The organism is Pedobacter jeongneungensis (assembly GCF_039538295.1).
Taxonomy (GTDB): domain Bacteria; phylum Bacteroidota; class Bacteroidia; order Sphingobacteriales; family Sphingobacteriaceae; genus Pedobacter; species Pedobacter jeongneungensis.
This window is the reverse complement of the sequence record NZ_BAABBY010000002.1, coordinates 201,225-222,227: the sequence shown is the minus strand read 5'-3', so window position 1 is coordinate 222,227 and position 21,003 is coordinate 201,225. Positions and strand designations below refer to the sequence as shown.

The following is a 21,003-nucleotide window of genomic DNA, read 5'->3' as shown; positions in this document are numbered from 1 at the left end:
TTTAATAAAATTGTGTTTATAAATTGATAAGCCGGAGAAAAATTTGGGGCATTATTTCCTAATTTTACCCCTTATGGAAAATAAGACCATCGCCCGCACCTTACGCCTGTTATCGCAGCTCATGGAACTGCATGAGGAAAATCCTTTCAAGATTAAGTCTGTTGCAAACGCCTATTTTAAAGTTGATAAGCTGCCTTTTGCATTAAAAGATAAGCCTTTAGATGAACTGGATAAAATTGACGGCATTGGTAAAGGTCTGGCTTCCAAAATAGTAGAGCTTCTTCAAACCGGAGAGTTACAGGAACTTAAAGAAATCCTTGATAGAACACCAGAAGGTGTGGTAGAAATGCTGGCTATAAAAGGCATCGGCCCAAAAAAGATTTTCATTATATGGCGTACCCTCGGTATAGAAAGTATTGGTGAATTGTATTACGCCTGTAACGAAAACCGCTTAATCGAGGCAAAAGGTTTCGGTTTAAAAACGCAGGAAGAAATTAAAAATGCTATTGAGTTTAAACTGGCTGCAAATGGCAGATTTTTATACGCACAGGTAGAAGGTTTTGCTAAAACTTTGCTTACGCAGCTATCTGAATGGACTGCAAATATTGATAGCAGTGCGATTTTAGGCTTCGCTGGTCAGTACCGCCGTGCATGTGAAATTATTGATGAATTGGAGATTGTAATCGGCACAGAGAATATCGAAACCTTAAAACAAAACTTACCGGCTTTCGAACCACTTTCGCTTATTGAAGCCGAAAATTCTTTCATCTGTACTACTGAAGCAGGTTTTAGGATAAAAATCTATGTAGTTGAAAAATCGGCTTTCTATTTGCAGTGGTTTAAGCTAACCGGAAATACCGAACATGTAGAAAAAGTGCTGACTTTAGCTGGTGAAGGGCTTTTTACAAGTGAAGAAGAAATATACAGCAAGGCAGGTTTAGCATTCATCGAACCCGAACTTCGCGAAGATTTTGATGAAATTGAACTGGCAAAGGCAAATAAACTTCCAACCCTGATCCAATATGAAGATTTAAAGGGCAGTTTGCATAACCACTCAACCTGGAGTGATGGGGTGCATACTTTAGAACAGATGGCGGTATATTGCAAAGAAAATTTAAACCTTCAGTATTTAGGCATTTGCGATCACTCTAAAACGGCCGTTTACGCCAAAGGATTAAATGAACAACGCGTTTTTGGTCAGCATCAGGAAATTGACGAACTGAACAAAAAACTGGCACCTTTTAAAATTTTCAAAGGTATTGAAAGTGACATTTTAAGTGATGGTTCGCTCGATTATGCTGACGATATCCTTAAAACATTCGATTTTGTGGTGGCGTCTGTACACAGCAACCTCCGCATGGATGAAGCCAAAGCGACTGCACGCTTGTTAAAAGCTATCGAAAATCCATATACTACTATTTTAGGTCACCCAACCGGCCGTTTATTGTTAAGCAGGGCCGGATATCCGATTGATTATAAAAAAATTATAGATGCCTGTGCTGCCAATAAAGTAGTAATCGAAATCAATGCCAATCCTTTACGTTTAGATCTCGACTGGCGCTGGCACCGTTATGCTTTAGAAAAAGGCGTTTTACTTTCTGTAAACCCCGATGCACACCGTACAGAAGGTTTCCACGATATGCATTATGGTATTTTAGTGGCCCGTAAAGGAGGATTGAGCGCCGGTAAATGTTTAAATGCTTTCCCTTTGGAAGAAATAACGGCGTATTTTAATAGCAAAAAGCCAAATTAACCACAGAAAAAAAGGATAAACACAGATAAGTTTAAATCTGTGTTGATCTGTGAAAATCTGTGGTAAAAAAACATAACTTTGCCCCATGATAAGTGAAATTGCCAACCGCATATTTAATCAGGTTATTACCGAATACCATAAGTTTGATGATATTGACCATCCGGTTGAAAACCCTTACGATGCTGAAAGTTTAGAGCATCTTTTTTACATCAAAAACTGGATTGATACTGCCCAATGGCACATGGAAGATGTGGTGCGCAATCCACAGATTGATCCTATTGAAGGTTTGAGCTGGAAAAGGCGCATTGATGCTCAAAACCAGGTACGTACTGATATGGTAGAGTTTATTGATGGTTATTTCTTAAACCTTTATCAGGGAATTTCTGCTTTACCGGAGGCGAAAATCAATACCGAAAGTCCGGCATGGGCGATCGACAGGCTTTCTATTCTTGCACTGAAAATTTACCATATGCGCGAAGAGGCGGAACGCGAAACCGCATCGCCTGAGCATCGCGAGCAATGCCAGACCAAACTGAACGTATTATTATCACAACGCGAGGATCTTTCAACCAGTATTGATGAATTATTGGCCGATATTGAAGCAGGCAAAAAATACATGAAAGTGTACAAACAAATGAAAATGTATAACGATCCGAGTTTAAACCCGGTATTGTATAATAAAGCATAATACTTACTCGCTAAATCGTCATTGCGAGGTACGAAGCAATCCTACAACTTTCGCTATTTCAAAAACCCATAGCCTTAAGATTGCTTCGTACCTCCATGACGAATCACTTGAAAAATATGGCTGCAACCCAAAAGATTATCGTTTTACGTTTTTCGGCCATGGGCGATGTAGCCATGGTGGCTTCCGTTTTACAAGAGTTTTCGGAGCAAAACCCATCGGTTGAGCTCATTATGGTAAGCAGGCCTGCTTTTAAGCCATTTTTTGATCAGATCCCTAATCTTATCTTCCATCCTATCCATCCCAAAACCACACATAAAGGGATAGATGGATTATATAAAATCTATCAGGAACTCATTAGCTATCAGCCAGATGCGATTGCCGATTTACACGATAATTTGCGCAGCAGGGCCATTTCTACTTTCTTTAGGTTAACAGGTGTAAAAATCAGGCGGATTGATAAAGGAAGAGCAGAGAAAAAAGCATTAACGCGTGCTAATAATAAAGTTTTTAAGCCTTTAAAACAGACCGTAGAACGTTATGCAGATGTTTTCCGGGAGCTGGGTTTTAATCTTAAACTAAGTCATCAAATAAATAAATCCCAGCAAGCTATTCCTGCAAAGGCGAAAGATTTATTCACAGATAAAACCACTAAAAAAATAGGGATTTCTCCTTTTGCACAGCATATTTATAAAGTTTACGATTTAACAAAAATGGAAATGGTAATTGCCTCGCTAAGCAATTTGGGCTACGAACTTTTCATTTTTGGAGGTGGGAAAACTGAGCAGGATATTGCCGAGGATTGGGCACAAAAACATGCAAACACCTACAATTTAATCAGCAATTTTAACCTGACTGAAGAACTGGCTATGATATCAAATCTGGATGTAATGCTGAGCATGGATTCTTCAGGCATGCATATGGCTTCGCTGGTTGGGGTATCGGTGGTTTCTATTTGGGGGCCAACGCATCCTTATGCCGGCTTTTTAGGCTACGGACAATCGGAAAGCGATTGTATTCAGATCGATCATCCATCGCGACCAAATTCCATTTACGGAAACAAACCCTGCCTTTGTGGTGTTGAAAGTTGTATAGACTTAATTAAGCCTGAAACCATTGTAAATAAAATTAAAGAGAAACTAAATGGCTAAACAATTACTTTTAGTTCGCCACGGAAAATCGGATTGGGGAAATCTGGATTTAAGAGATTTCGACCGCCCGTTAAATAAACGCGGTAAGGAGAATGCACCGGAAATGGCCGAAAGATTGATTAACCGCGGCTTTAAAATCGATCAGATTGTGAGTAGCCCTGCAAAAAGGGCAAAATCTACTGCAAAATATTTCGCCGAAGCTTACCAAATCGATCAGATTCAATTCGAAGAATCTATTTACGAAGCCAATACAACCGCTCTGCTCAAAGTAGTTAATGGTTTAAATGATGCTGCCGATCAAGTGGTAATGTTTGGCCATAACCCAGGCTTTACCGATTTCGCTAATGAGCTAAGCGGAGCCGATATTTACAATATCCCAACTGCGGGTATGGTTTTAATTTCCTTCCCTTTTGATTCGTGGCAGATGGTAAGTAAGGGCACGGGCGACCTGGTGTTTTTTGATTACCCGAAAAATAGTGATGAGATTTAGAGTTATCGCTAAATATTAAAGATTATTTTTTAATCACCAATTCCCAATTAACCGATTAACCTATCAGCCACGGATTCACAGATTAACAACGGAAACTACTTAAATTTACTTGTTAATTCTTTACAGTTGACTTCAGTCAACTGATTATTAACTTTTAAAAAACATCACAAATCAAATAATTTTATTAACTTTGAACATATAACACGAAAATCTGGCAATAGACATTTCGGTGAATTCATAACCTAAACTCTTCTGGTTATTTCATAATTCGTATCGCCAGAAAATTTATCCATTAATTTATCTGTACATGAATTTTGATTATAATACTACGCGTAGCCATTTAATTTTATCTGAATATGGCCGTAACGTACAAAACATGGTGAAGTATATCTGCGAATTGCCAACCATAGAAGAACGTAATAAATATGCCCAGGCGGTAATTGACCTGATGGGATTTTTGCAACCACATTTACGTGATGTTGCCGATTTTAAACACAAACTCTGGGATCACCTGCACATTATTTCGGGTTACCAGATTGATGTGGATAGCCCTTATCCAAAGCCATTGATCGAGAATGCATATATCAAACCAGAGCCTCTTGCCTACCCTCAACAACGCATTACCTATAAACATTATGGTAAAACGGTTGAAAACCTGATTGAAAAAGCAATGCGTGAGGAAGATGCCGAAATTAAAAAGGCAATGGTGCAGAGCATTGCAAACTTTATGAAAATGGCCTACGTTACCTGGAATAAGGACAATGTAAGTGATGATACCATTATCAAAGATTTAAAATATCTTTCTGGCGGATTATTGTCGCTTGATGAAGGTGTTAACCTAGCCAAAGTTGAATTCAGGGCCCAAAATCCGCGTCAAAATAATAATAACAACAATAACCGCGGCAGAAGCAACAACAATAACAACAACGGAAAAAACCGTCAGAATAACAATAACAACAATAATCGTCAGCGTAATAACAACAAACCTAAATATTAATAACCATACGTCATTCTGAACTTGATTCAGAATCTTTAAGACAGATGCTGATCCCGAAGTTTCGGGACAGCATGATGAAAGGGTTAGCAAAAGAAAAATATATGAACGCATTTGAAATAACAGGCGGAATTAAATTAAAAGGCGAAATCACTCCACAAGGTGCCAAAAATGAGGCTTTACAGATTTTATCTGCTGTATTGCTTACCAAAGAAAAAGTAACCATCAGCAATATCCCTGATATTAAAGATGTAAATAAACTGATCGAATTATTGGGCGATTTAGGTGTTGCCGTTGAGCGTATTAATAAAGACACTTATACCTTTGAAGCTAAAAATATCGATTTAAATTTCTTTGAGTCTGATACTTTTAAAGCTAAAGGCGGTGGTTTACGTGGCTCGATTATGATTGTGGGGCCATTGCTGGCACGTTTTGGTAAAGCAGCCATCCCTAAACCCGGAGGTGATAAAATCGGCAGGAGAAGGCTGGATACCCACTTTATAGGTTTCGAAAAATTAGGTGCAAAATTCGTGTACGACAGCAAAAAAGCTTTCTTTAATGTTGATGCCACCAATTTACAGGGCGCTTATATCCTGTTAGATGAAGCATCGGTAACAGGAACCGCAAATATAATAATGGCCGCTGTTTTGGCTAAAGGCACCACCACCATTTATAATGCAGCCTGCGAACCTTATTTGCAGCAGCTTTGCAAAATGCTTAACCGCATGGGCGCAAAAATTTCGGGCATTGGTTCTAATTTATTAACCATCGAAGGGGGTACCGTTTTAGGTGGAACCGAGCACAGGATGTTGCCTGATATGATTGAAATTGGTTCTTTCATCGGTATGGCAGCAATGACAGAGTCGGAAATTACCATTAAAAATGTTTGTTATGATGAGCTTGGCGTAATTCCGGAAGTTTTCAAAAAACTGGGTATTAAATTGGAGCGCCGTGGCGACGATATTTATGTTCCTTCTCAAAAACATTATGAAATTGATACTTTTATTGATGGATCGATTTTAACCATTGCCGATTCTCCATGGCCAGGTTTTACGCCTGATTTATTGAGTATCGTTTTGGTTGTGGCCACACAAGCAAAAGGAAATGTTTTAATCCACCAGAAAATGTTCGAAAGCCGTTTATTCTTCGTGGATAAACTGATCGATATGGGTGCACAGATTATCCTTTGCGATCCGCACCGTGCAACGGTTAACGGTATCGACAAAAAATACAAATTACGCGGCATCAGCATGACTTCTCCTGATATCAGGGCTGGAGTTTCATTATTGATTGCAGCTTTATCTGCAGAAGGCAAATCAACCATTTATAACATCGAACAGATTGAACGTGGCTATCAGGATATCGATACCCGTTTACGTGCCTTAGGTGCGCAGATTAAGCGTGTAAATGCTGATGCGCCGAGTCATTAATAAGATAGAAGGCAGAAGGTTTAAGGCTTAAGGTAAAACCAAAGCGAAAATAGCATAACGAAAAAACGCCCCGGTAAAAATTTACCAGGGCGTTTTTTTGAGACTCCATTAAAATGTCGTAATCTCGGACTGCCTTGCACTACGCTACCCATTGAAAGAGTTAAAAACGTAGCGTCATCTCGACTGGAACACAGTGAAATGGAGAGATCTATCTAAATAGATTTTCGTTAGTCGGGATGCAATCCCATCTTTTGAACAAAGGATTTTTAATCCTTAAGATGAATTGAAAATTCATTAACCCAGCGGTCGAGATTACAAATCCTGACTAATGCGAGGCGTCATCTCGACCGAAACGCAGTGGAGTGGAGAGATCTACCTCGAGATAGATTTCTCGACTTCGTTGCACTCCGCTCGAAATGACGGTAAATTAGATGTTAAGTATCGAAACTTTCTGTAGTTCATCTCACATCCTCCCTCTTACATCCCCCTAGCCTGATATTGCATTAATAATATCGTACTGTGTGATAATTTCAATCTTACCGGTTTCATCTTCTACCAATACGGCCGAATTTTCTTTATTGATCAGCGAAGAAATTTTGTCAATCGACGTATTCAGATCAACAAACGGAAAGGTAGCCGTCATGATTTCTGAAATTGGCGCAGATTTTAAACCCGGATTTTCCAATAAGGCGCTTAAAATATCACTTTCTGCAATTTTACCTACAATCATTCCCTGTTGCGTAACCGGAATTTGAGATATATTCATTGATTTAATCGTATTTATCGCTTCCAATACCGATTTTTGAGTATCTAAGGTCACAATTTCAGTATTTTCTTTCTTAGCGAGGATTGATTTTGCAGTCAATTTCTCATCCTGTAAAAATCCACGTTCACGTAACCAGTCTTCGTTATACATTTTACCCATATAACGGCTACCATGATCGTGAAAAATCACCACCACTACATCTTCGGGTTTTAATTTATCTTTTAACTGGATCAATCCGCCAATAGCAGCACCAGCGGAGTTACCTACAAAAATCCCTTCTTTACGGGCGATATCACGCGTCATTAAAGCAGCATCTTTATCCGTAACTTTTTCGAACAGATCAATCACATCAAAGTTTACGTTTGCAGGCAGAAAATCTTCGCCAATTCCTTCGGTGATGTAAGGATAAATCTCATCTTTATCAAAAATGCCTGTTTCTTTGTATTTCTTGAAAACCGAACCATAGGTATCAATTCCCCAGATTTTAATATTTGGATTTTTCTCTTTTAAGTATTTTCCAGTTCCTGAAATGGTACCACCAGTACCCACACCAACCACTAAATGCGTAATTTTACCTTCTGTCTGCTCCCAGATTTCAGGACCGGTTTGTTCGTAATGTGCCTGAGAATTTGCTAAGTTATCGTATTGGTTAGGTTTCCATGAATTTGGAACTTCACGCTCTAAACGCGATGAAACTGAATAGTACGAACGCGGATCTTCCGGCTCTACGTTTGTAGGACAAACAATTACTTCAGCGCCGAATGCACGCAAGGCATCAACCTTTTCTTTCGATTGTTTATCAGTTGTGGTGAAAATACATTTGTAACCTTTAATAATGGCCGCCATGGCCAGGCCCATGCCTGTATTTCCTGATGTTCCTTCAATAATGGTTCCGCCTGGTTTTAACTTCCCGCTTTTCTCCGCATCTTCGATCATTTTAACCGCCATACGGTCTTTAATCGAGTTGCCCGGATTAGTAGTCTCTATTTTGGCCAGGATTGTGCCCGGAACACCTTTTATAATCGTATTCAATTTTACCAATGGCGTATTACCAATGGTTTCTAAAATATTATTGTACCACATGATGCAAAATTAAGCAAAGGCATTAAGTATTTTATAAACTATATTTTATTTGAAACAAAATTTGTAAATTAAAAATAAAACAAAATTTAATTTCATAATCTATAATTATAATAGGCATTATAGATTGATTATTGGGCAAAACGCAATTTCAGATTAGGAGTTCGTCATTCCGACTGTAGCGTAACGAAATAGAAGATCTAACTGACAACCTAAATTACACCAGTTTATAAATCTTCCCTGGTAATGAAACAATGATCCCCTGCATTTCTAAAGTAAGTATTACTATGGATAATTTGCTTTGCTGAATATTTAACCGGATACAAAGCTCATCGATAGAAAGCTGACCATTTTGCAAAGCATTAACCACTTTTTCTTCGTTGGGTGTAAGACTTAACTGCAACGTAATTTGCGCATCCTTTTTCTTTTCCTTTATTTCATCATCCCAACCGAGATAATAAATCAGATCGTACGCATTATTGATTAAACCCGCCCTGTTGGTTTTTATCAGAAAATTACAGCCTTCCGAAAAAACGTCGGTTGTTCTGCCCGGAAATGCATAAACATCTTTATTATAAGAATTGGCAATTTCGGCAGTAATTAATGCACCGCCTTTTATCGAAGCTTCTACCACAATAGTGGCATCGGCAATGCCTGCAATGATCCGGTTACGTTGTGGAAAATTTGGCCGGTCTGGATTGGTCAAAATAGGAAACTCAGTTAATAAACCTCCATTCAGTACCATTTGCTGTGAAGTTGCAATATGGATCTTTGGGTATAAACGATCTAAACCATGTCCGAGTACTCCAACCGTAGGAATATTATTAGCCAAACATTCTTTATGGGTAGCTACATCTATTCCGTAAGCAAGTCCGCTTACAATGAGCACATTATAAGGTGCTAAGATTTCGCAGAGTTCTTTACAGAGGTTCTTTCCGTAAGCCGTTGCATTTCTGGTCCCAACAATACTGATGATACGTTTATGATTTAAATCGGCGGTTCCTTTGGCATAAAGCAGGATGGGCGAATCGTAACAGTTTTTTAAACGTTTGGGGTATTTTTCATCAGAGAAAAACAATACGTCTATTCCATGTTTTTCTACAAAATCCAACTCCTGCTGTGCCCTCGTTAAAGCATCGGTTCCACGAATGGCTTCGATAGTCTTCTCGCCTACACCCGGAATCTGCAATAGCTGTTTTTTTGATGCCGAAAATATATTTTCTGCACTTCCGCAGTAGGCCAGAAGGTTTTTGGCTGTTACAGGGCCAATTGATTTAATAAAAGTTAAGGCAATTTTGTGCAGCGTGCTCATATTTTATAAGGTTAAATAAATGCGGGATGATTTATTTCCTTAAAGCAAGCCTAAAAATCGATGTCAATTAAACTTTTCAGTGGAATATGGATATTATTTTTGAGTTGTATATATTTTTCAGTAACAGACCAAACGGTGGTATCAACGCGTTTTGGACCTATGGTGGTATTGAATGTGATAACAGCTTTAGATTTAAATTCGTTACCAAGTCGCTGCGCTTCATCAAGTTTTGATTTTAGTTCAACGGTGTGGTCTTCTTTTGCATTGATGATGTTTAAATAACTGATGTGTTCCTTTTCTACAATTTCTATTGGCATGGTGTCTCTTTAACGATTAATGTTAAACAAGCTTATCAATTTTTTAGAAAAAATGCAACTCTTATTTATTCATTTATTGTAAATTAATACATTAAAAAAGGCCGGTTTTGAACTACAAAACCGGCCTTTTATGTTATAAAATAGGTTAACTACTTAAATTTCAATGCCCTGGTTTCAACCATTCCTTTAAACTCATGGTCGAGCTTTTCGTTTGCAGCATCTATCTGACCTCTTGTAGCTCCTGAAGTGCTGCTTAAGTTATTATCTCTTGCAAGGGCTGTAAAATTATTATTTGCAGAATAATATAGAGCCTGTGCTAGCATTTTTTCAGATGGATCTCCGAAATCCTTAGATAAATCATCTGCTACATCTTTATCAACAGTCATACCTGAAAAATAATTGCCTTGATCTAATTGATTTTTAGTCTGGAATTGTGGGATATAAAGGTCATTTTTATCAATTCTGATAGAGAAAAAGCCAACAGGTTTGCCATAGGTGGTTTTACCAATTAGTTTCACATCTATAACAGGCTTTAAGTTATTGATTAATAATTCGCTTGCTGAAGCTGTACCACCGGTAACCAGAAAATAAACTCTTGTTAAGCCATTTAACGTACCTCTTTTAGCAAAACTTTCCTGATTTCCGGCTGCCAATGTTGGTTTATATGAATAATCGGCATAAGAATATAGTCTTGTTACACCATCGTTGCCTTTGGCATAAAATTTCTGGTTTTGCAAAATGGTTGCTGCTCCATCCTGCATGGTTTTGGTCCAGTAGGTAGTGTACATCACTTTTCCGTTTTGCGAAGGAGGTGCAATTAAATTTGTAAACGTTTCAGACGTAGCTACAGAACCTCCGCCGTTATACCTTAAATCTACAACAAGTTCGGTTACACCATCTGTTGTAAATTTTGCAAAAGCAGCATCCAAAGCAGGAACTGCATTTGTGGTAAAACTGTTAAATACAATATAACCTATCTTTTTCGCACCAACTGTGTAAGTATTGGTATATAAAACAGGATTTATATTGTAGGTGCCCCGGGTAACAGTAACATCGCTTGAAACTTTATTTTTCTCTATCGTTAAAGTAACAGCGGCATTATCTCCGAAAATGGCATTGTTCAGATAGTCTAATTCTGCTGATGAGGCTCTTGACACGACTCTTCCATTTACTCTTTTAATTTTATCTCCCCTTGTTAAACCTGCTGCAGCTGCAGGAGAACCAGCATATACATACTTAACGCGAAGTGTGTCGGTGTTGCCTTCAAAATTGGCAGAGAAGCCATAATCGCCACCTACCCCACCAAGCTGACTGGCAACACTGCCATCATCTATAAAAGAATATTTATCTTTTCCACCTGTGCTGGGCAAAGCTTTAATGGCATTTAAAACAGCATTATTTGACGTATATTGTCTCGGGTTAAAAGAAGAGTAGCTCGGCATCCCCACGTTCCAAAAGTAAGTTTGCTGTGCATACAGGTAAATCGAATCTTTGGTTAATTCATCCCTGGTTCCCGAAGCACCCTGCGATACCCCATTTGCATCAGTATTGTTTGAAGATTTCTTACAGGATACCGTAAACCCAACCACAACAAGCAAAGCGTATAAAAATGCGTTTTGCGAAGTCAATCTTTTTAGCATATTTTATTTGTAAATTTCTAGTGACACAATATACGGCAAATTAATTAATTTAGATTGTTGCTCATCAAAATTATTTGCACCAACAACTAACGCCTGATCAGGCGATAAATTATTGTTGTTTAGTATGTTCTGAAAAATTTCTGCTTTTGACTGTCCAAGTTCTTCGGTAAAGTAAACGGTGAGGTATTGCTCCAATCCGTTCCACTCTGTTTGCTTAATTTTATTGAGTTGTTGTTCCGGATTACCGGCCGTTACAATAAAAATCTGTTTCCGGTTTACAACAAGCTCCTGCATAAACTCAAGTATGTTTTTATAAAGCAGTAACTTTAATGGCAAACGCGCATTTAAGTGCAGGAGATCGAAATTGTATTTATATTTCTCATCAATCCCGAATTGCTTAGCTGTTTTTTCAAAAAGACCTTCTGTTCCGTTATTTTCATATTCAGCCTGCATAAAGCCGATGATAGGCTGCGCATTTTTTTGTTCGGTATATTCTATAAACTGTGCAAACAGGTAATAAACCTGCAACAAATAGTCTTTTTCTGGAAAAAGCACATTGTCTAACTCAAAAATGACAAGCTGTTTATCTTCAACGTATTGATATGCGTCCATATTAAATTGTAAAAAGTTTTAGGTCATCAGCATTGTTATAGCCAAATACACCATTAAATGTAGGAGAAACTTTTTTAAGCGCTGAATTTTCTTCACTGGAGAAAATGCAGTCGCCATGGATAAATACAGCAAAATACTGAAAAACAGCGCCATCTTTATCTATATAATCTGTAATGTTATCCGCTTCAGGAAGCAAAACCTGAATACCATATTCTCCAAAAAGTACAGCTGATTTTGCCAGAGGCTCAATTTCATAATCATGCAGAGGAATGATACAATCTATGGCTTCGGTAATGCAGAAATTGAGTAAAATATGGGCGATACTGTCTTTATTCAGGATACCTAAAGATGAAAAGGCATATTTTTCGGTTATGATACCCGGCACATCGCCATAATCGGCCAGTAGAACAAAATGGCTTGGGAATGCTTTCATCAGCTTTAAGGCTTTAGCATTGTTTCCGCCGGTAATGAGTATTTTCAAGATTTAATTATTGAATGAATAAATTAGTGAATGAATAAATTAGTGAATGAATAAATTAGTGAATAATTGAATGATTGAATGTCTGTTTTTATTTCCAAAAAATCATACATCATTTAATCCTAGCTTTTATACGATTAGTCCATCCTTCATGCTTACTACCCTGTCGCTGGTTTTGGCAAGGTGTTCGTTATGGGTAACAATTACAAAAGTCTGATTGAAATTATCGCGAAGGGTTACGAATAATTGATGCAATCCCGCAGCATTTTCAGAGTCTAAATTTCCTGAAGGTTCATCGGCCAGTATAATAGATGGATTATTGATTAGCGCCCTTGCAATGGCAACACGCTGCTGCTCACCGCCTGATAACTGATTGGGTTTATGCTGTGCCCTGTCTTTCAACCCAAAAAGATCCAAAAGCTCTAACGCCCTGGTTTCGGCTTGCTTTTTATTCGTTTTTGCAATAAATGCCGGAATACAGATATTTTCGATGGCGCTAAATTCAGGCAATAAATGATGAAACTGAAATACAAAACCAATATTCTGGTTCCTGAAAGCACTCAAGAGGTCGCCGCTTAGTTTATTGATTACAGTTCCCTTTAACTCTACCGCGCCATCATCAGGTTTATCCAGTGTGCCTAAAATATGCAGCAAGGTACTTTTTCCGGCACCAGATGGACCAATTATACTGACAATCTCCCCTTTTTGTACTTCAAAATTTACACCTTTTAATATTTGCAGATTTCCGTACGATTTTCTTATTCCAGTGGCTTTTAGCATGGTTCAAATTTAGTAAAAAAGCTTAAAGGGCAAAGACCAAAGACTTAAAGGCAAAATACAAATACTAAAGCATAAAGGGCAAAGCATTAATAAAATCTGCGTAATCCAATATCTGTGTAATCATATTTATTAAAAAAAGATTTGCAGATATCAATTTTCTATTTAACTTTGAAAAACAAAGCACTTTTAAAATGAGCAATCAGGAAGAACAATTAAATGCCTTAAAAGATATCAGACAAATGATGGACAGGTCATCGAGATTTATCTCTTTGAGTGGCTTGTCTGGTGTTTTTGCGGGGGTGATTGCATTAATCGGTGCCTATTTTGCCAATGATGAAATTAATAAGTTTATAAATAAACGTGGTTATGGGTATGGTGTAGATGGAGAAATGGACCTGGAATTTAACCTGATTAAACTGGGTGTTTTCGTGTTGATTATCGCCTTGGCTGGCGGAATTTTGTTTACTTACAGGAAAAGTCAGAAAAATAACCTGCCGATCTGGGATAAAACTTCTAAATCACTTTTATTCAACCTATTTGTTCCTTTGGCAGCAGGAGGTTTATTCATTATTGCTTTATTGATTAACCACCCGAATACCTATAGCATTATTACCCCAAGTTGCCTTATTTTTTATGGTTTAGCGCTGATCAATGCCAGTAAATATACTTATAGTGATATCCGTTATTTAGGCTTTTGCGAAGTAATATTAGGTTTAATCTGTATGTTTTATATAGGTTATGGCTTAATTTTCTGGGCATTTGGCTTTGGTGTTTTGCACATCGTTTATGGTCTTTTAATGTATTTTAAATATGAGAGAGGTCAGTAAGGATGAAAAACCCGATAGCAGATTTAAATAAAATATTCGATAGCCGGATCAGGCTCGGCGTAATGTCGATGCTGGTAGTAAATGACGAAATTGGTTTTAACGACCTGAAACAAATGCTTGAGTTAACAGACGGCAATCTTGCCTCACACCTGAACACCTTAGAGCAGGCCGAATTTATTAAAGTGCACAAAGGTTTTATCGGCAGAAAAACCAGTACCACCTACTCTATCACGGCTTTAGGCAAACAAGCCTTTAAGGCGCACCTGGATGCACTAGAAAAAATGATAAAGGAATTATAAGCTATTTTTTTTAACTATTTACTTTGAAATACAAAGCACTTTTAAAATATAAATATGAAAGAAACCACAGAACCTCAAATGATTTATGTCGGCAAAAAACTTGCTTATTATTCTGCTGTTATCGGAACCATCATCTTAATAACCTATCTGATATCACACGCCAATTATTTAATTGAGCTAGGACTAATTTACGTCCTGTTAGCATTTGTAGTAAATGGTATCTTTTTATTGGTTCTTTTATTAGAACTTATTTATAACCGCGCTTATTGGAAAAGTTATATGGCAACGATCATTGCTATGCTACTGAACATCCCTTTAAGTCTTTTATATATTTCTCTCGCAACTCACCACATTTTTTAGACAAAATTATAAAATGAAAAATAAATCGAACCTTTTACTCCTCTCTGCCCTATCTGGCGGTTTGCTATTTACGCTCCTTTTTTGGGAAGAGCGGCTAGCCCTTAACTTGCTTATTTACAGCATTTACCTGCTGATCGTTACTTTTATCAATCCAGATGTGGTAAAAAGCACTAAACTTAAAATTTATGGCTTAGCACATTTACTGGCCGCAGTGCTGGTGGTAATCAACAATTCCGATTTATCAGTGGCAGCTTACTACATCAGTCTGTTGCTGTTTATTGGTTTTAGTCATAATCAACAGATCAGAACAATTTTCACCGCTTTTCTTGCGGCCATTTTACAAATGGTAACTGTTCCGTTTAATGCGATTCAAAACTTAAGTAAAATCAGCATCGGTAATTTTAAACTGAAGCCTGTTTTCACCTTAATCAAATACATTTTTATCCCGGTAATCATTGTAACCATTTTTGCCTGCTTATATGCCGCAGCCAGCAATGTTTTTGCTCATTATGCAGAGGCGCTACTCACCAGCATTGGTAATTTCTTTGAAAATATGCTCCATTTCTTTTTCAAGGATTTAAGTATCCGACGTATTATGCACTTCTTTTTTGGCCTGATTTTAACCAGTGGTTTATTGCTGGCATTTTTTAATAAAAGCCTGGAGAAAGCAGAATTGAAATGCAGAGAGCAATTGGTACGCACTAGACTAGGTTTAGGACATAAATCATTATGGTACAATATTATAGAAACATTTACAGGCAACCTGTTAACAAGAAAAATGGCATTAAAAACGGAATACATTGTTGGTATTATTTCGTTTGCTGCACTTAACCTGCTATTGTTATTGCTAAATATCATTGATATTACCACACTTTGGTTTGGCTGCGAACCTACCGGCAATTTCTCCGGAGAACTGCATCAGGGCACAAATTCCTTAATTTTCAGTATTGTAATGGCCATGGCCGTAATCCTCTATTATTTTAGGGGCAACTTAAACTTTTACCATAAAAGTAAAACGTTAAGGCTGTTGGCCTATACCTGGATGGTTCAGAATTTCATCCTGATCATATCTGTATTTATCCGTGATGGTTATTACATCGAATTTCATGGCCTTACCCATAAAAGAATCGGTGTTTTGGTATTTGCCACACTTTGTATCATAGGTCTCGCTACAGTTTATTTCAAGGTAGCCAGACAGAAAACGATTTTCTATCTCTTCAAGGTAAATGGAAATATCTGGTTTGCATTATTGTTAACTTTTAGCCTCATCAACTGGGATGTTTTAATTGTGAAATATAATTTAAACCATGTTGATGCTGTTTCCATCGATCCTTATTATCTAACATCCTTATCAGAAAAAACTCTTCCTTTTCTGGATAAAAACAGGGCAAAAATCCATCCTTCTACCAATAACGACTCGGAAGTTGCTAAGGTAGACAGGCCAGAAGAAGCATTAATGAGAAAACTGGATAACAGAATTGACTATTTCAAAACGCGTTACGAAGGATCGAGCTGGTTATCGTGGAATTTACAGGACTGGAATACAGCAGAATATTTTGGACTGAATAAATAAAAGCAAAATGGATAAAAGATATAAAGTAATGGCAATGGCGTCGGCATTAATTGCATTAGCCTGGTTTGTTTTAAACCGTGCGGTTCACAAAATTTTCAACCTATACACCAACTGAAGTATAAGCTAATCTGCAATATCATGAAAATACAAACCTCGGCATATTGGGTGAATCAATTCTCGAATAACAGCAAAATTAACAGGATTGACTGGACACTTAAACCTGAAATTTCGGAGCCGGAAAAACAAAATATCCTAAAATCGCTGCAGGCCTGGCAGCTTGGCGAAACATCAGAAGGAACGCATTTGATTAACGCCTCAAAAAAATATGCGAAATCTATAAATGATGAAGAGTATCTGGAAGCGGTTAAGCTTTTCATCAAAGAGGAGCAAAAACATGGCAACAACTTAGGTAAATACCTCGATTTAATTAGTGAACAGCGAATTAAAAAAGATTGGGGCGACAGCTTATTCCGGAAAATAAGATACTTTAATACCAACATGGAGCTTTGGACGATTGCTGTAATTACGGTTGAAAGTGCTGCACAGGTATTCTATCAGGCATTAAAAGATGCAACAAATTGTGCTTTGTTAAAACAGATCTGTACGGATATTTTAATTGATGAAGCCTCGCACATTACTTTTCAAAAAGAACGCCTGTACATTATTTTTAATCAAAAAAGTGCCTTTTCAAAGTGGGTTTCTTACCATGCCTACTCCTGCTTTTTTATCTGCACCAATCTGATTATCTGGTTTGCACACAAAAAGTTATTCAAGGCCGGCAAATTAAATTTTAGCAGATACATGACTAAAATATGGTTTAAACTCAAAAAAGTAACGGGTAAAGTAGTACTATATGATCGTGAAGAAGTTTTTAAGCCAGCAATGAATATGAATGAAGTTCTTTAATAATTAACCGCTCCACCACTCCAGCTCCGGCTGGATTTCTCCTGATGCAAAAATGTATCGGGAGAATTAAAAATTAATTTTTAATCAGTAAATTACATAAAATCATGAAAATTCAGGAAACATTAAATTCTGGTAAACTAAGAATTATCGCTGTTTTAACACTAACAGCCGCATTATTGGCTATTCCATTAATAGCTATGCAGTTTAGCAACGAGGTAAAATGGACATTAACCGATTTTGCGACTGCGGGCGCACTATTGCTCAGTACAGGTTTGGCCATCGAACTGGTAATCAGAAACCTTAAAACAGGTACGTTAAGAACAGTAATTCTGGTTGTTATTTTATTAGCGCTGTTTTTAATTTGGGCAGAGCTTGCTGTGGGAATCTTCGGAACGCCCTTAGCAGGTAGTTAACAGAAGCTATTAACCATTCTGTTGCCGCAGATTTAAGATGATTAGCGTAGAGGAATATTTTTTTGCACCTGACAGTAACAAACATTGTTTTTAAGCCTGATTGCAGCGGTAAGCCCGGAGCGTAGTGAGGACTTGTAGCGTAAAGCAGGACTACCAGCCGCCACGAAGAACCGGCCCCTCACTTTCAAATAAAAAATATCTGCGAAATCAAGCATGACATCATAAACCAGTGCCCATTACAGGCACTAATTTCCCGATTAACATAAAACGTTCATTTTCTGAAAAAATCGGCATTTGCTATTTGTTTAAAGGGTTTGAAATTGTAGCTTTGGGCAAATTTTGTAGCAAATGAACCCGATATGATTAAAATAATTATTTTGATTATATGAGGCTCCATCTGACAGATAAAGATAAAAATATAAACAGATGAATATTCACGAATACCAGGGTAAACAGATATTAAAAAGTTTCGGTGTTAACGTTCAAGAAGGAATTGTTGCCGATACTCCTGAGCAAGCTGTTGAGGCTGCTAAACAACTGAAAGTAGATTACAATTCTGACTGGGTTGTAATTAAAGCGCAAATCCACGCTGGTGGTCGCGGTAAAGGTGGTGGTGTTAAACTGGCCAAAAACCTTGATGAAGTTAAACAACGTGCAACCGATATTATTGGCATGCAATTGGTTACACCTCAAACCGGTCCGGAAGGTAAAAAAGTGAACAAAATTTTAGTGGCTCAGGATGTTTATTATCCGGGTGCTTCTGAAACTAAAGAATTCTACATCTCAGTATTGTTAGATCGTGCAAAAGGCCGCAACATCATCATGTACAGTACCGAAGGTGGTATGGACATCGAAGAAGTTGCTGAGCATACACCACACCTGATCTTCAAAGAAGAAATTGATCCTAAAGTTGGTTTGCAAGGTTTCCAGGCACGTAAAATTGCTTTCAACCTTGGTGTTAGCGGTAACGCTTTTAAAGAAATGGTGAAATTCGTTTCGGCATTATATAAAGCTTACGAAGCAACCGACTCTTCAATGTTCGAAATCAACCCGGTTTTAAAAACATCTGATGATAAGGTAATTGCAGTTGATGCTAAAGTTAACCTGGATGAAAACGGTTTATTCCGCCACCCTGATTATGCAGCAATGCGTGATGTAACTGAAGAAGATCCAATGGAAGTTGAAGCAAGTGCATCTAACTTAAACTTCGTTAACCTTGATGGTAACGTAGGTTGTATGGTTAACGGTGCCGGTTTAGCAATGGCTACCATGGATATCATCAAACTTGCCGGTGGTGAGCCTGCAAACTTCTTAGACGTTGGCGGAACTGCAAATGCTCAAACCGTTAAAGCAGCTTTCAACATCATCCTAAAAGATCCTAACGTTAAAGCTATCTTAATTAATATTTTTGGTGGTATTGTGCGTTGCGACCGTGTTGCCCAAGGTGTAATTGATGCTTATAAAGAAATCGGTAACATTCCGGTGCCAATCATCTGCCGTTTACAAGGTACAAATGCCGAAGAAGCTAAAAAATTAATCGATGAGTCTGGCTTACAGGTGTACTCTGCAATTGCTTTAAAAGAAGCAGCAGATTTAGTAACCAAAGTTTTGGCAGAACAAGCATAATTTTTAACGACTAAAGTTTAAGCAATATTATATTTGAAGCCTTTCAGTGAAAACTGGAAGGCTTTTTTATTCCTCCTCTTTCAGAGGGGTGTCCGCAGGACGGAGTGTTCCTTAATACTATCTATACCAGCAATTCAATGGTAATACGACTTAAATGTACTAAGGCGCATCAGGTGGCTATCTTTTTTTTGAAAAGCAAGTTTCTGCACATTTCGGTTCCGCAAGCCCTGCTATCACTTCAATCTTTTTAAACAACAGCCGTTATGCTGAGGCACTAAACATCTGTTTCATCGGTTGCAGATGCTTCGTACCTCAGCATGACAATAAAATTTAGGGTTGCTGCAATTAAAAAGTATTTTCGTTCTATCAGGTTTATTTAACCAGGGTTTGTGGTGCTTAGGCCGATCAAACGCAGGTTTATCTTATTACCCTCCCCGAAATTCGAGTATATCGCCCGGCTGGCAATCCAGAACCGCGCAGATGGCCTCGAGTGTTTCTAAACGGATGGCCTTTGCCTTACCGGTTTTTAGTATCGATAAATTAGACATCGTAATCCCTACCCGCTCACTCAATTCGGTTAGCGACATTTTACGTCGGGCAAGCATTACATCTAAGTTAATTATTATAGGCATTTGGATCGGTAAAGTTAGGAATGTTTTCAGTTAACCTAGATGGTTAAATCATTTTCTTGTTTAAGCTCAATTCCCTTTTTAAATACAAAAGCTATTGTTAAAAGCGTTAAGCCAAAAATCAGCAACCAGATCTGGAAGTCTACATTTTGAGCGATTTTAAATATTAAACCTTCATTATTATTTGACGAATGAACATAATCCATTGCATTAAAAATAAACAGCAGAAACGGAATAGCAGTACAATACCAGCCCATCCGCTTTAAACGGTTTGTATTTTCTTCACTAAAAACATTACCTACCTGAACCGAATCGATAAAGCGGTACAGGTATATTAGTACCCTCGCACTGAAGAAAGTAATTGTTAAGATAAGCGTGCCATGTACGAAACCAAATATCCCTCCATTACCTCTGTCAGTATAACCATCTTCAAAACCACGGGACATATCTTTAAGCGAAAATAGCAATACAGCTACGAGCGTAGCTACGTAACCAAGTTTAATCAGCCTGATTTGATTTTGCGTTTTCATATTATATCGTTAAATCGTTTTCTAATTTTAGTTTTCTCGTGTACACAATAAACTGATAGGTTGCATTGGCGAGTATAATCAACCCCATTCCGAACAGACTGGAAAAACCGTTTAAATCATCATGATACTTAAAGGCACCATTTGTTAACGTCTCTACATAATTATCCATGATGTACTTCCCACCGATGGTGACAGCAAAAAACAGGAACATTACAGCAACCAATAGCTGATAAATAAGCCATTCATCTATCGCATAAATATTGATAGTTTTAAACTTTAATACCAGCATAATCGCCGTACCCAGTAATAAATAAAAAACCATACTTGCACCGCCATCACTAAAGCTCCATTT

At 37.7% G+C, this 21,003-nt stretch carries 23 protein-coding genes; 13 read left to right on the top strand and 10 right to left on the bottom strand.

Annotation, left to right across the window (positions count from 1 at the left end):
* Positions 1 to 73: 73 nt before the first annotated feature.
* The 6 genes from ABD769_RS04645 (at position 74) to murA (ending at position 6,503) form a co-directional block, all read left to right on the top strand.
* Positions 74 to 1,753, top strand: coding sequence for a helix-hairpin-helix domain-containing protein (locus ABD769_RS04645; protein ID WP_344849814.1), 1,680 nt, complete (start codon positions 74 to 76; stop codon positions 1,751 to 1,753).
* Between the two features lie 85 nt (positions 1,754 to 1,838).
* On the top strand, positions 1,839 to 2,441 hold the full coding sequence (locus tag ABD769_RS04640; protein ID WP_344849813.1) for a DUF4254 domain-containing protein: 603 nt from the start codon (positions 1,839 to 1,841) through the stop codon (positions 2,439 to 2,441).
* Positions 2,442 to 2,557: 116 nt separating this feature from the next.
* Positions 2,558 to 3,589 carry a glycosyltransferase family 9 protein gene (locus ABD769_RS04635; RefSeq protein WP_344849812.1) on the top strand — a complete coding sequence of 344 codons (1,032 nt, stop codon included), beginning with the start codon at positions 2,558 to 2,560 and terminating at the stop codon, positions 3,587 to 3,589.
* On the top strand, positions 3,582 to 4,079 hold the full coding sequence (locus ABD769_RS04630; protein WP_344849811.1) for a SixA phosphatase family protein: 498 nt from the start codon (positions 3,582 to 3,584) through the stop codon (positions 4,077 to 4,079). Before ABD769_RS04635 ends, ABD769_RS04630 begins: the two co-directional genes overlap by 8 nt.
* A gap of 307 nt (positions 4,080 to 4,386) precedes the next feature.
* A complete protein-coding gene (locus ABD769_RS04625; protein ID WP_025142933.1) occupies positions 4,387 to 5,076 on the top strand; it encodes a DUF4290 domain-containing protein in 690 nt (229 codons plus the stop codon).
* Between the two features lie 101 nt (positions 5,077 to 5,177).
* Positions 5,178 to 6,503, top strand: coding sequence for a UDP-N-acetylglucosamine 1-carboxyvinyltransferase (gene murA, locus ABD769_RS04620; RefSeq protein WP_344849809.1), 1,326 nt, complete (start codon positions 5,178 to 5,180; stop codon positions 6,501 to 6,503).
* 487 nt (positions 6,504 to 6,990) lie between these two features.
* On the opposite strand, the gene ABD769_RS04615 is transcribed toward murA, so the two are convergent.
* From ABD769_RS04615 to ABD769_RS04585, 7 genes are all read right to left on the bottom strand, one after another.
* Positions 6,991 to 8,352 (bottom strand): pyridoxal-phosphate dependent enzyme, encoded by a 1,362-nt coding sequence (locus tag ABD769_RS04615; protein WP_344849808.1) that lies wholly within the window; start codon positions 8,350 to 8,352, stop codon positions 6,991 to 6,993.
* A 214-nt stretch (positions 8,353 to 8,566) separates the two neighbouring features.
* A complete protein-coding gene (gene dprA / locus ABD769_RS04610; RefSeq protein ID WP_344849807.1) occupies positions 8,567 to 9,661 on the bottom strand; it encodes a DNA-processing protein DprA in 1,095 nt (364 codons plus the stop codon).
* Positions 9,662 to 9,711: 50 nt separating this feature from the next.
* Positions 9,712 to 9,978, bottom strand: a complete 267-nt coding sequence (locus ABD769_RS04605) for a hypothetical protein (protein WP_344849806.1) — start codon at positions 9,976 to 9,978, stop codon at positions 9,712 to 9,714.
* 149 nt (positions 9,979 to 10,127) lie between these two features.
* Positions 10,128 to 11,618 (bottom strand): S41 family peptidase, encoded by a 1,491-nt coding sequence (locus ABD769_RS04600; protein ID WP_344849805.1) that lies wholly within the window; start codon positions 11,616 to 11,618, stop codon positions 10,128 to 10,130.
* Positions 11,619 to 11,621: 3 nt separating this feature from the next.
* Positions 11,622 to 12,230, bottom strand: a complete 609-nt coding sequence (locus ABD769_RS04595; RefSeq protein WP_344849803.1) for an HAD family hydrolase — start codon at positions 12,228 to 12,230, stop codon at positions 11,622 to 11,624.
* 1 nt (position 12,231) lies between these two features.
* Positions 12,232 to 12,711: an ATP-grasp domain-containing protein gene (locus ABD769_RS04590; protein ID WP_344849802.1), complete on the bottom strand. Its 480-nt coding sequence runs from the start codon at positions 12,709 to 12,711 to the stop codon at positions 12,232 to 12,234.
* Positions 12,712 to 12,837: 126 nt separating this feature from the next.
* A complete protein-coding gene (locus ABD769_RS04585) occupies positions 12,838 to 13,488 on the bottom strand; it encodes an ABC transporter ATP-binding protein (RefSeq protein WP_344849801.1) in 651 nt (216 codons plus the stop codon).
* Between the two features lie 191 nt (positions 13,489 to 13,679).
* On the opposite strand from ABD769_RS04585, the gene ABD769_RS04580 reads away from it, so the two are divergent.
* The 7 genes from ABD769_RS04580 to sucC all read left to right on the top strand — a co-directional run bounded on the left by ABD769_RS04580 (position 13,680) and on the right by sucC (position 19,492).
* Complete coding sequence (locus ABD769_RS04580) at positions 13,680 to 14,315, top strand: hypothetical protein (protein WP_344849800.1); 636 nt, start codon at positions 13,680 to 13,682, stop codon at positions 14,313 to 14,315.
* 2 nt (positions 14,316 to 14,317) lie between these two features.
* Positions 14,318 to 14,614 carry a winged helix-turn-helix domain-containing protein gene (locus ABD769_RS04575; RefSeq protein WP_344849799.1) on the top strand — a complete coding sequence of 99 codons (297 nt, stop codon included), beginning with the start codon at positions 14,318 to 14,320 and terminating at the stop codon, positions 14,612 to 14,614.
* Between the two features lie 54 nt (positions 14,615 to 14,668).
* A complete protein-coding gene (locus tag ABD769_RS04570) occupies positions 14,669 to 14,974 on the top strand; it encodes a hypothetical protein (RefSeq protein WP_344849798.1) in 306 nt (101 codons plus the stop codon).
* 13 nt (positions 14,975 to 14,987) lie between these two features.
* Positions 14,988 to 16,547, top strand: a complete 1,560-nt coding sequence (locus ABD769_RS04565; RefSeq protein ID WP_344849797.1) for a DUF4153 domain-containing protein — start codon at positions 14,988 to 14,990, stop codon at positions 16,545 to 16,547.
* Between the two features lie 138 nt (positions 16,548 to 16,685).
* A complete protein-coding gene (locus ABD769_RS04560; protein ID WP_344849796.1) occupies positions 16,686 to 17,453 on the top strand; it encodes a ferritin-like domain-containing protein in 768 nt (255 codons plus the stop codon).
* 104 nt (positions 17,454 to 17,557) lie between these two features.
* The gene (locus ABD769_RS04555; protein WP_344849793.1) at positions 17,558 to 17,866 is read left to right on the top strand and encodes a hypothetical protein; all 309 of its coding nucleotides are present in this window, start codon (positions 17,558 to 17,560) and stop codon (positions 17,864 to 17,866) included.
* Between the two features lie 426 nt (positions 17,867 to 18,292).
* Positions 18,293 to 19,492, top strand: coding sequence for an ADP-forming succinate--CoA ligase subunit beta (gene sucC / locus ABD769_RS04550; protein WP_113951366.1), 1,200 nt, complete (start codon positions 18,293 to 18,295; stop codon positions 19,490 to 19,492).
* A 425-nt stretch (positions 19,493 to 19,917) separates the two neighbouring features.
* Here sucC and ABD769_RS04545 read toward each other — a convergent pair whose 3' ends face one another.
* From ABD769_RS04545 to ABD769_RS04535, 3 genes are read right to left on the bottom strand one after another with little or no spacing between them, the layout of a single operon-like run.
* Positions 19,918 to 20,124 carry a helix-turn-helix domain-containing protein gene (locus tag ABD769_RS04545; protein WP_344849792.1) on the bottom strand — a complete coding sequence of 69 codons (207 nt, stop codon included), beginning with the start codon at positions 20,122 to 20,124 and terminating at the stop codon, positions 19,918 to 19,920.
* A 35-nt stretch (positions 20,125 to 20,159) separates the two neighbouring features.
* The gene (locus ABD769_RS04540) at positions 20,160 to 20,651 is read right to left on the bottom strand and encodes a DUF2975 domain-containing protein (protein ID WP_344849791.1); all 492 of its coding nucleotides are present in this window, start codon (positions 20,649 to 20,651) and stop codon (positions 20,160 to 20,162) included.
* A gap of 1 nt (position 20,652) precedes the next feature.
* On the bottom strand, positions 20,653 to 20,973 hold the full coding sequence (locus ABD769_RS04535) for a hypothetical protein (protein WP_344849790.1): 321 nt from the start codon (positions 20,971 to 20,973) through the stop codon (positions 20,653 to 20,655).
* Positions 20,974 to 21,003: the final 30 nt, after the last annotated feature.

What these genes read in the sequence shown, in the direction of transcription:
- ABD769_RS04645 (WP_344849814.1), top strand. Translation starts at nt 74, where the DNA reads ATGGAAAATAAGACCATCGCCCGCACCTTACGCCTGTTATCGCAGCTC.
- ABD769_RS04640 (WP_344849813.1), top strand. Translation starts at nt 1,839, where the DNA reads ATGATAAGTGAAATTGCCAACCGCATATTTAATCAGGTTATTACCGAA.
- ABD769_RS04635 (WP_344849812.1), top strand. Translation starts at nt 2,558, where the DNA reads ATGGCTGCAACCCAAAAGATTATCGTTTTACGTTTTTCGGCCATGGGC.
- ABD769_RS04630 (WP_344849811.1), top strand. Translation starts at nt 3,582, where the DNA reads ATGGCTAAACAATTACTTTTAGTTCGCCACGGAAAATCGGATTGGGGA.
- ABD769_RS04625 (WP_025142933.1), top strand. Translation starts at nt 4,387, where the DNA reads ATGAATTTTGATTATAATACTACGCGTAGCCATTTAATTTTATCTGAA.
- murA (WP_344849809.1), top strand. Translation starts at nt 5,178, where the DNA reads ATGAACGCATTTGAAATAACAGGCGGAATTAAATTAAAAGGCGAAATC.
- ABD769_RS04615 (WP_344849808.1), bottom strand. Translation starts at nt 8,352, where the DNA reads ATGTGGTACAATAATATTTTAGAAACCATTGGTAATACGCCATTGGTA.
- dprA (WP_344849807.1), bottom strand. Translation starts at nt 9,661, where the DNA reads ATGAGCACGCTGCACAAAATTGCCTTAACTTTTATTAAATCAATTGGC.
- ABD769_RS04605 (WP_344849806.1), bottom strand. Translation starts at nt 9,978, where the DNA reads ATGCCAATAGAAATTGTAGAAAAGGAACACATCAGTTATTTAAACATC.
- ABD769_RS04600 (WP_344849805.1), bottom strand. Translation starts at nt 11,618, where the DNA reads ATGCTAAAAAGATTGACTTCGCAAAACGCATTTTTATACGCTTTGCTT.
- ABD769_RS04595 (WP_344849803.1), bottom strand. Translation starts at nt 12,230, where the DNA reads ATGGACGCATATCAATACGTTGAAGATAAACAGCTTGTCATTTTTGAG.
- ABD769_RS04585 (WP_344849801.1), bottom strand. Translation starts at nt 13,488, where the DNA reads ATGCTAAAAGCCACTGGAATAAGAAAATCGTACGGAAATCTGCAAATA.
- ABD769_RS04580 (WP_344849800.1), top strand. Translation starts at nt 13,680, where the DNA reads ATGAGCAATCAGGAAGAACAATTAAATGCCTTAAAAGATATCAGACAA.
- ABD769_RS04575 (WP_344849799.1), top strand. Translation starts at nt 14,318, where the DNA reads ATGAAAAACCCGATAGCAGATTTAAATAAAATATTCGATAGCCGGATC.
- ABD769_RS04570 (WP_344849798.1), top strand. Translation starts at nt 14,669, where the DNA reads ATGAAAGAAACCACAGAACCTCAAATGATTTATGTCGGCAAAAAACTT.
- ABD769_RS04565 (WP_344849797.1), top strand. Translation starts at nt 14,988, where the DNA reads ATGAAAAATAAATCGAACCTTTTACTCCTCTCTGCCCTATCTGGCGGT.
- ABD769_RS04560 (WP_344849796.1), top strand. Translation starts at nt 16,686, where the DNA reads ATGAAAATACAAACCTCGGCATATTGGGTGAATCAATTCTCGAATAAC.
- ABD769_RS04555 (WP_344849793.1), top strand. Translation starts at nt 17,558, where the DNA reads ATGAAAATTCAGGAAACATTAAATTCTGGTAAACTAAGAATTATCGCT.
- sucC (WP_113951366.1), top strand. Translation starts at nt 18,293, where the DNA reads ATGAATATTCACGAATACCAGGGTAAACAGATATTAAAAAGTTTCGGT.
- ABD769_RS04545 (WP_344849792.1), bottom strand. Translation starts at nt 20,124, where the DNA reads ATGCCTATAATAATTAACTTAGATGTAATGCTTGCCCGACGTAAAATG.
- ABD769_RS04540 (WP_344849791.1), bottom strand. Translation starts at nt 20,651, where the DNA reads ATGAAAACGCAAAATCAAATCAGGCTGATTAAACTTGGTTACGTAGCT.
- ABD769_RS04535 (WP_344849790.1), bottom strand. Translation starts at nt 20,973, where the DNA reads ATGGTTTTTTATTTATTACTGGGTACGGCGATTATGCTGGTATTAAAG.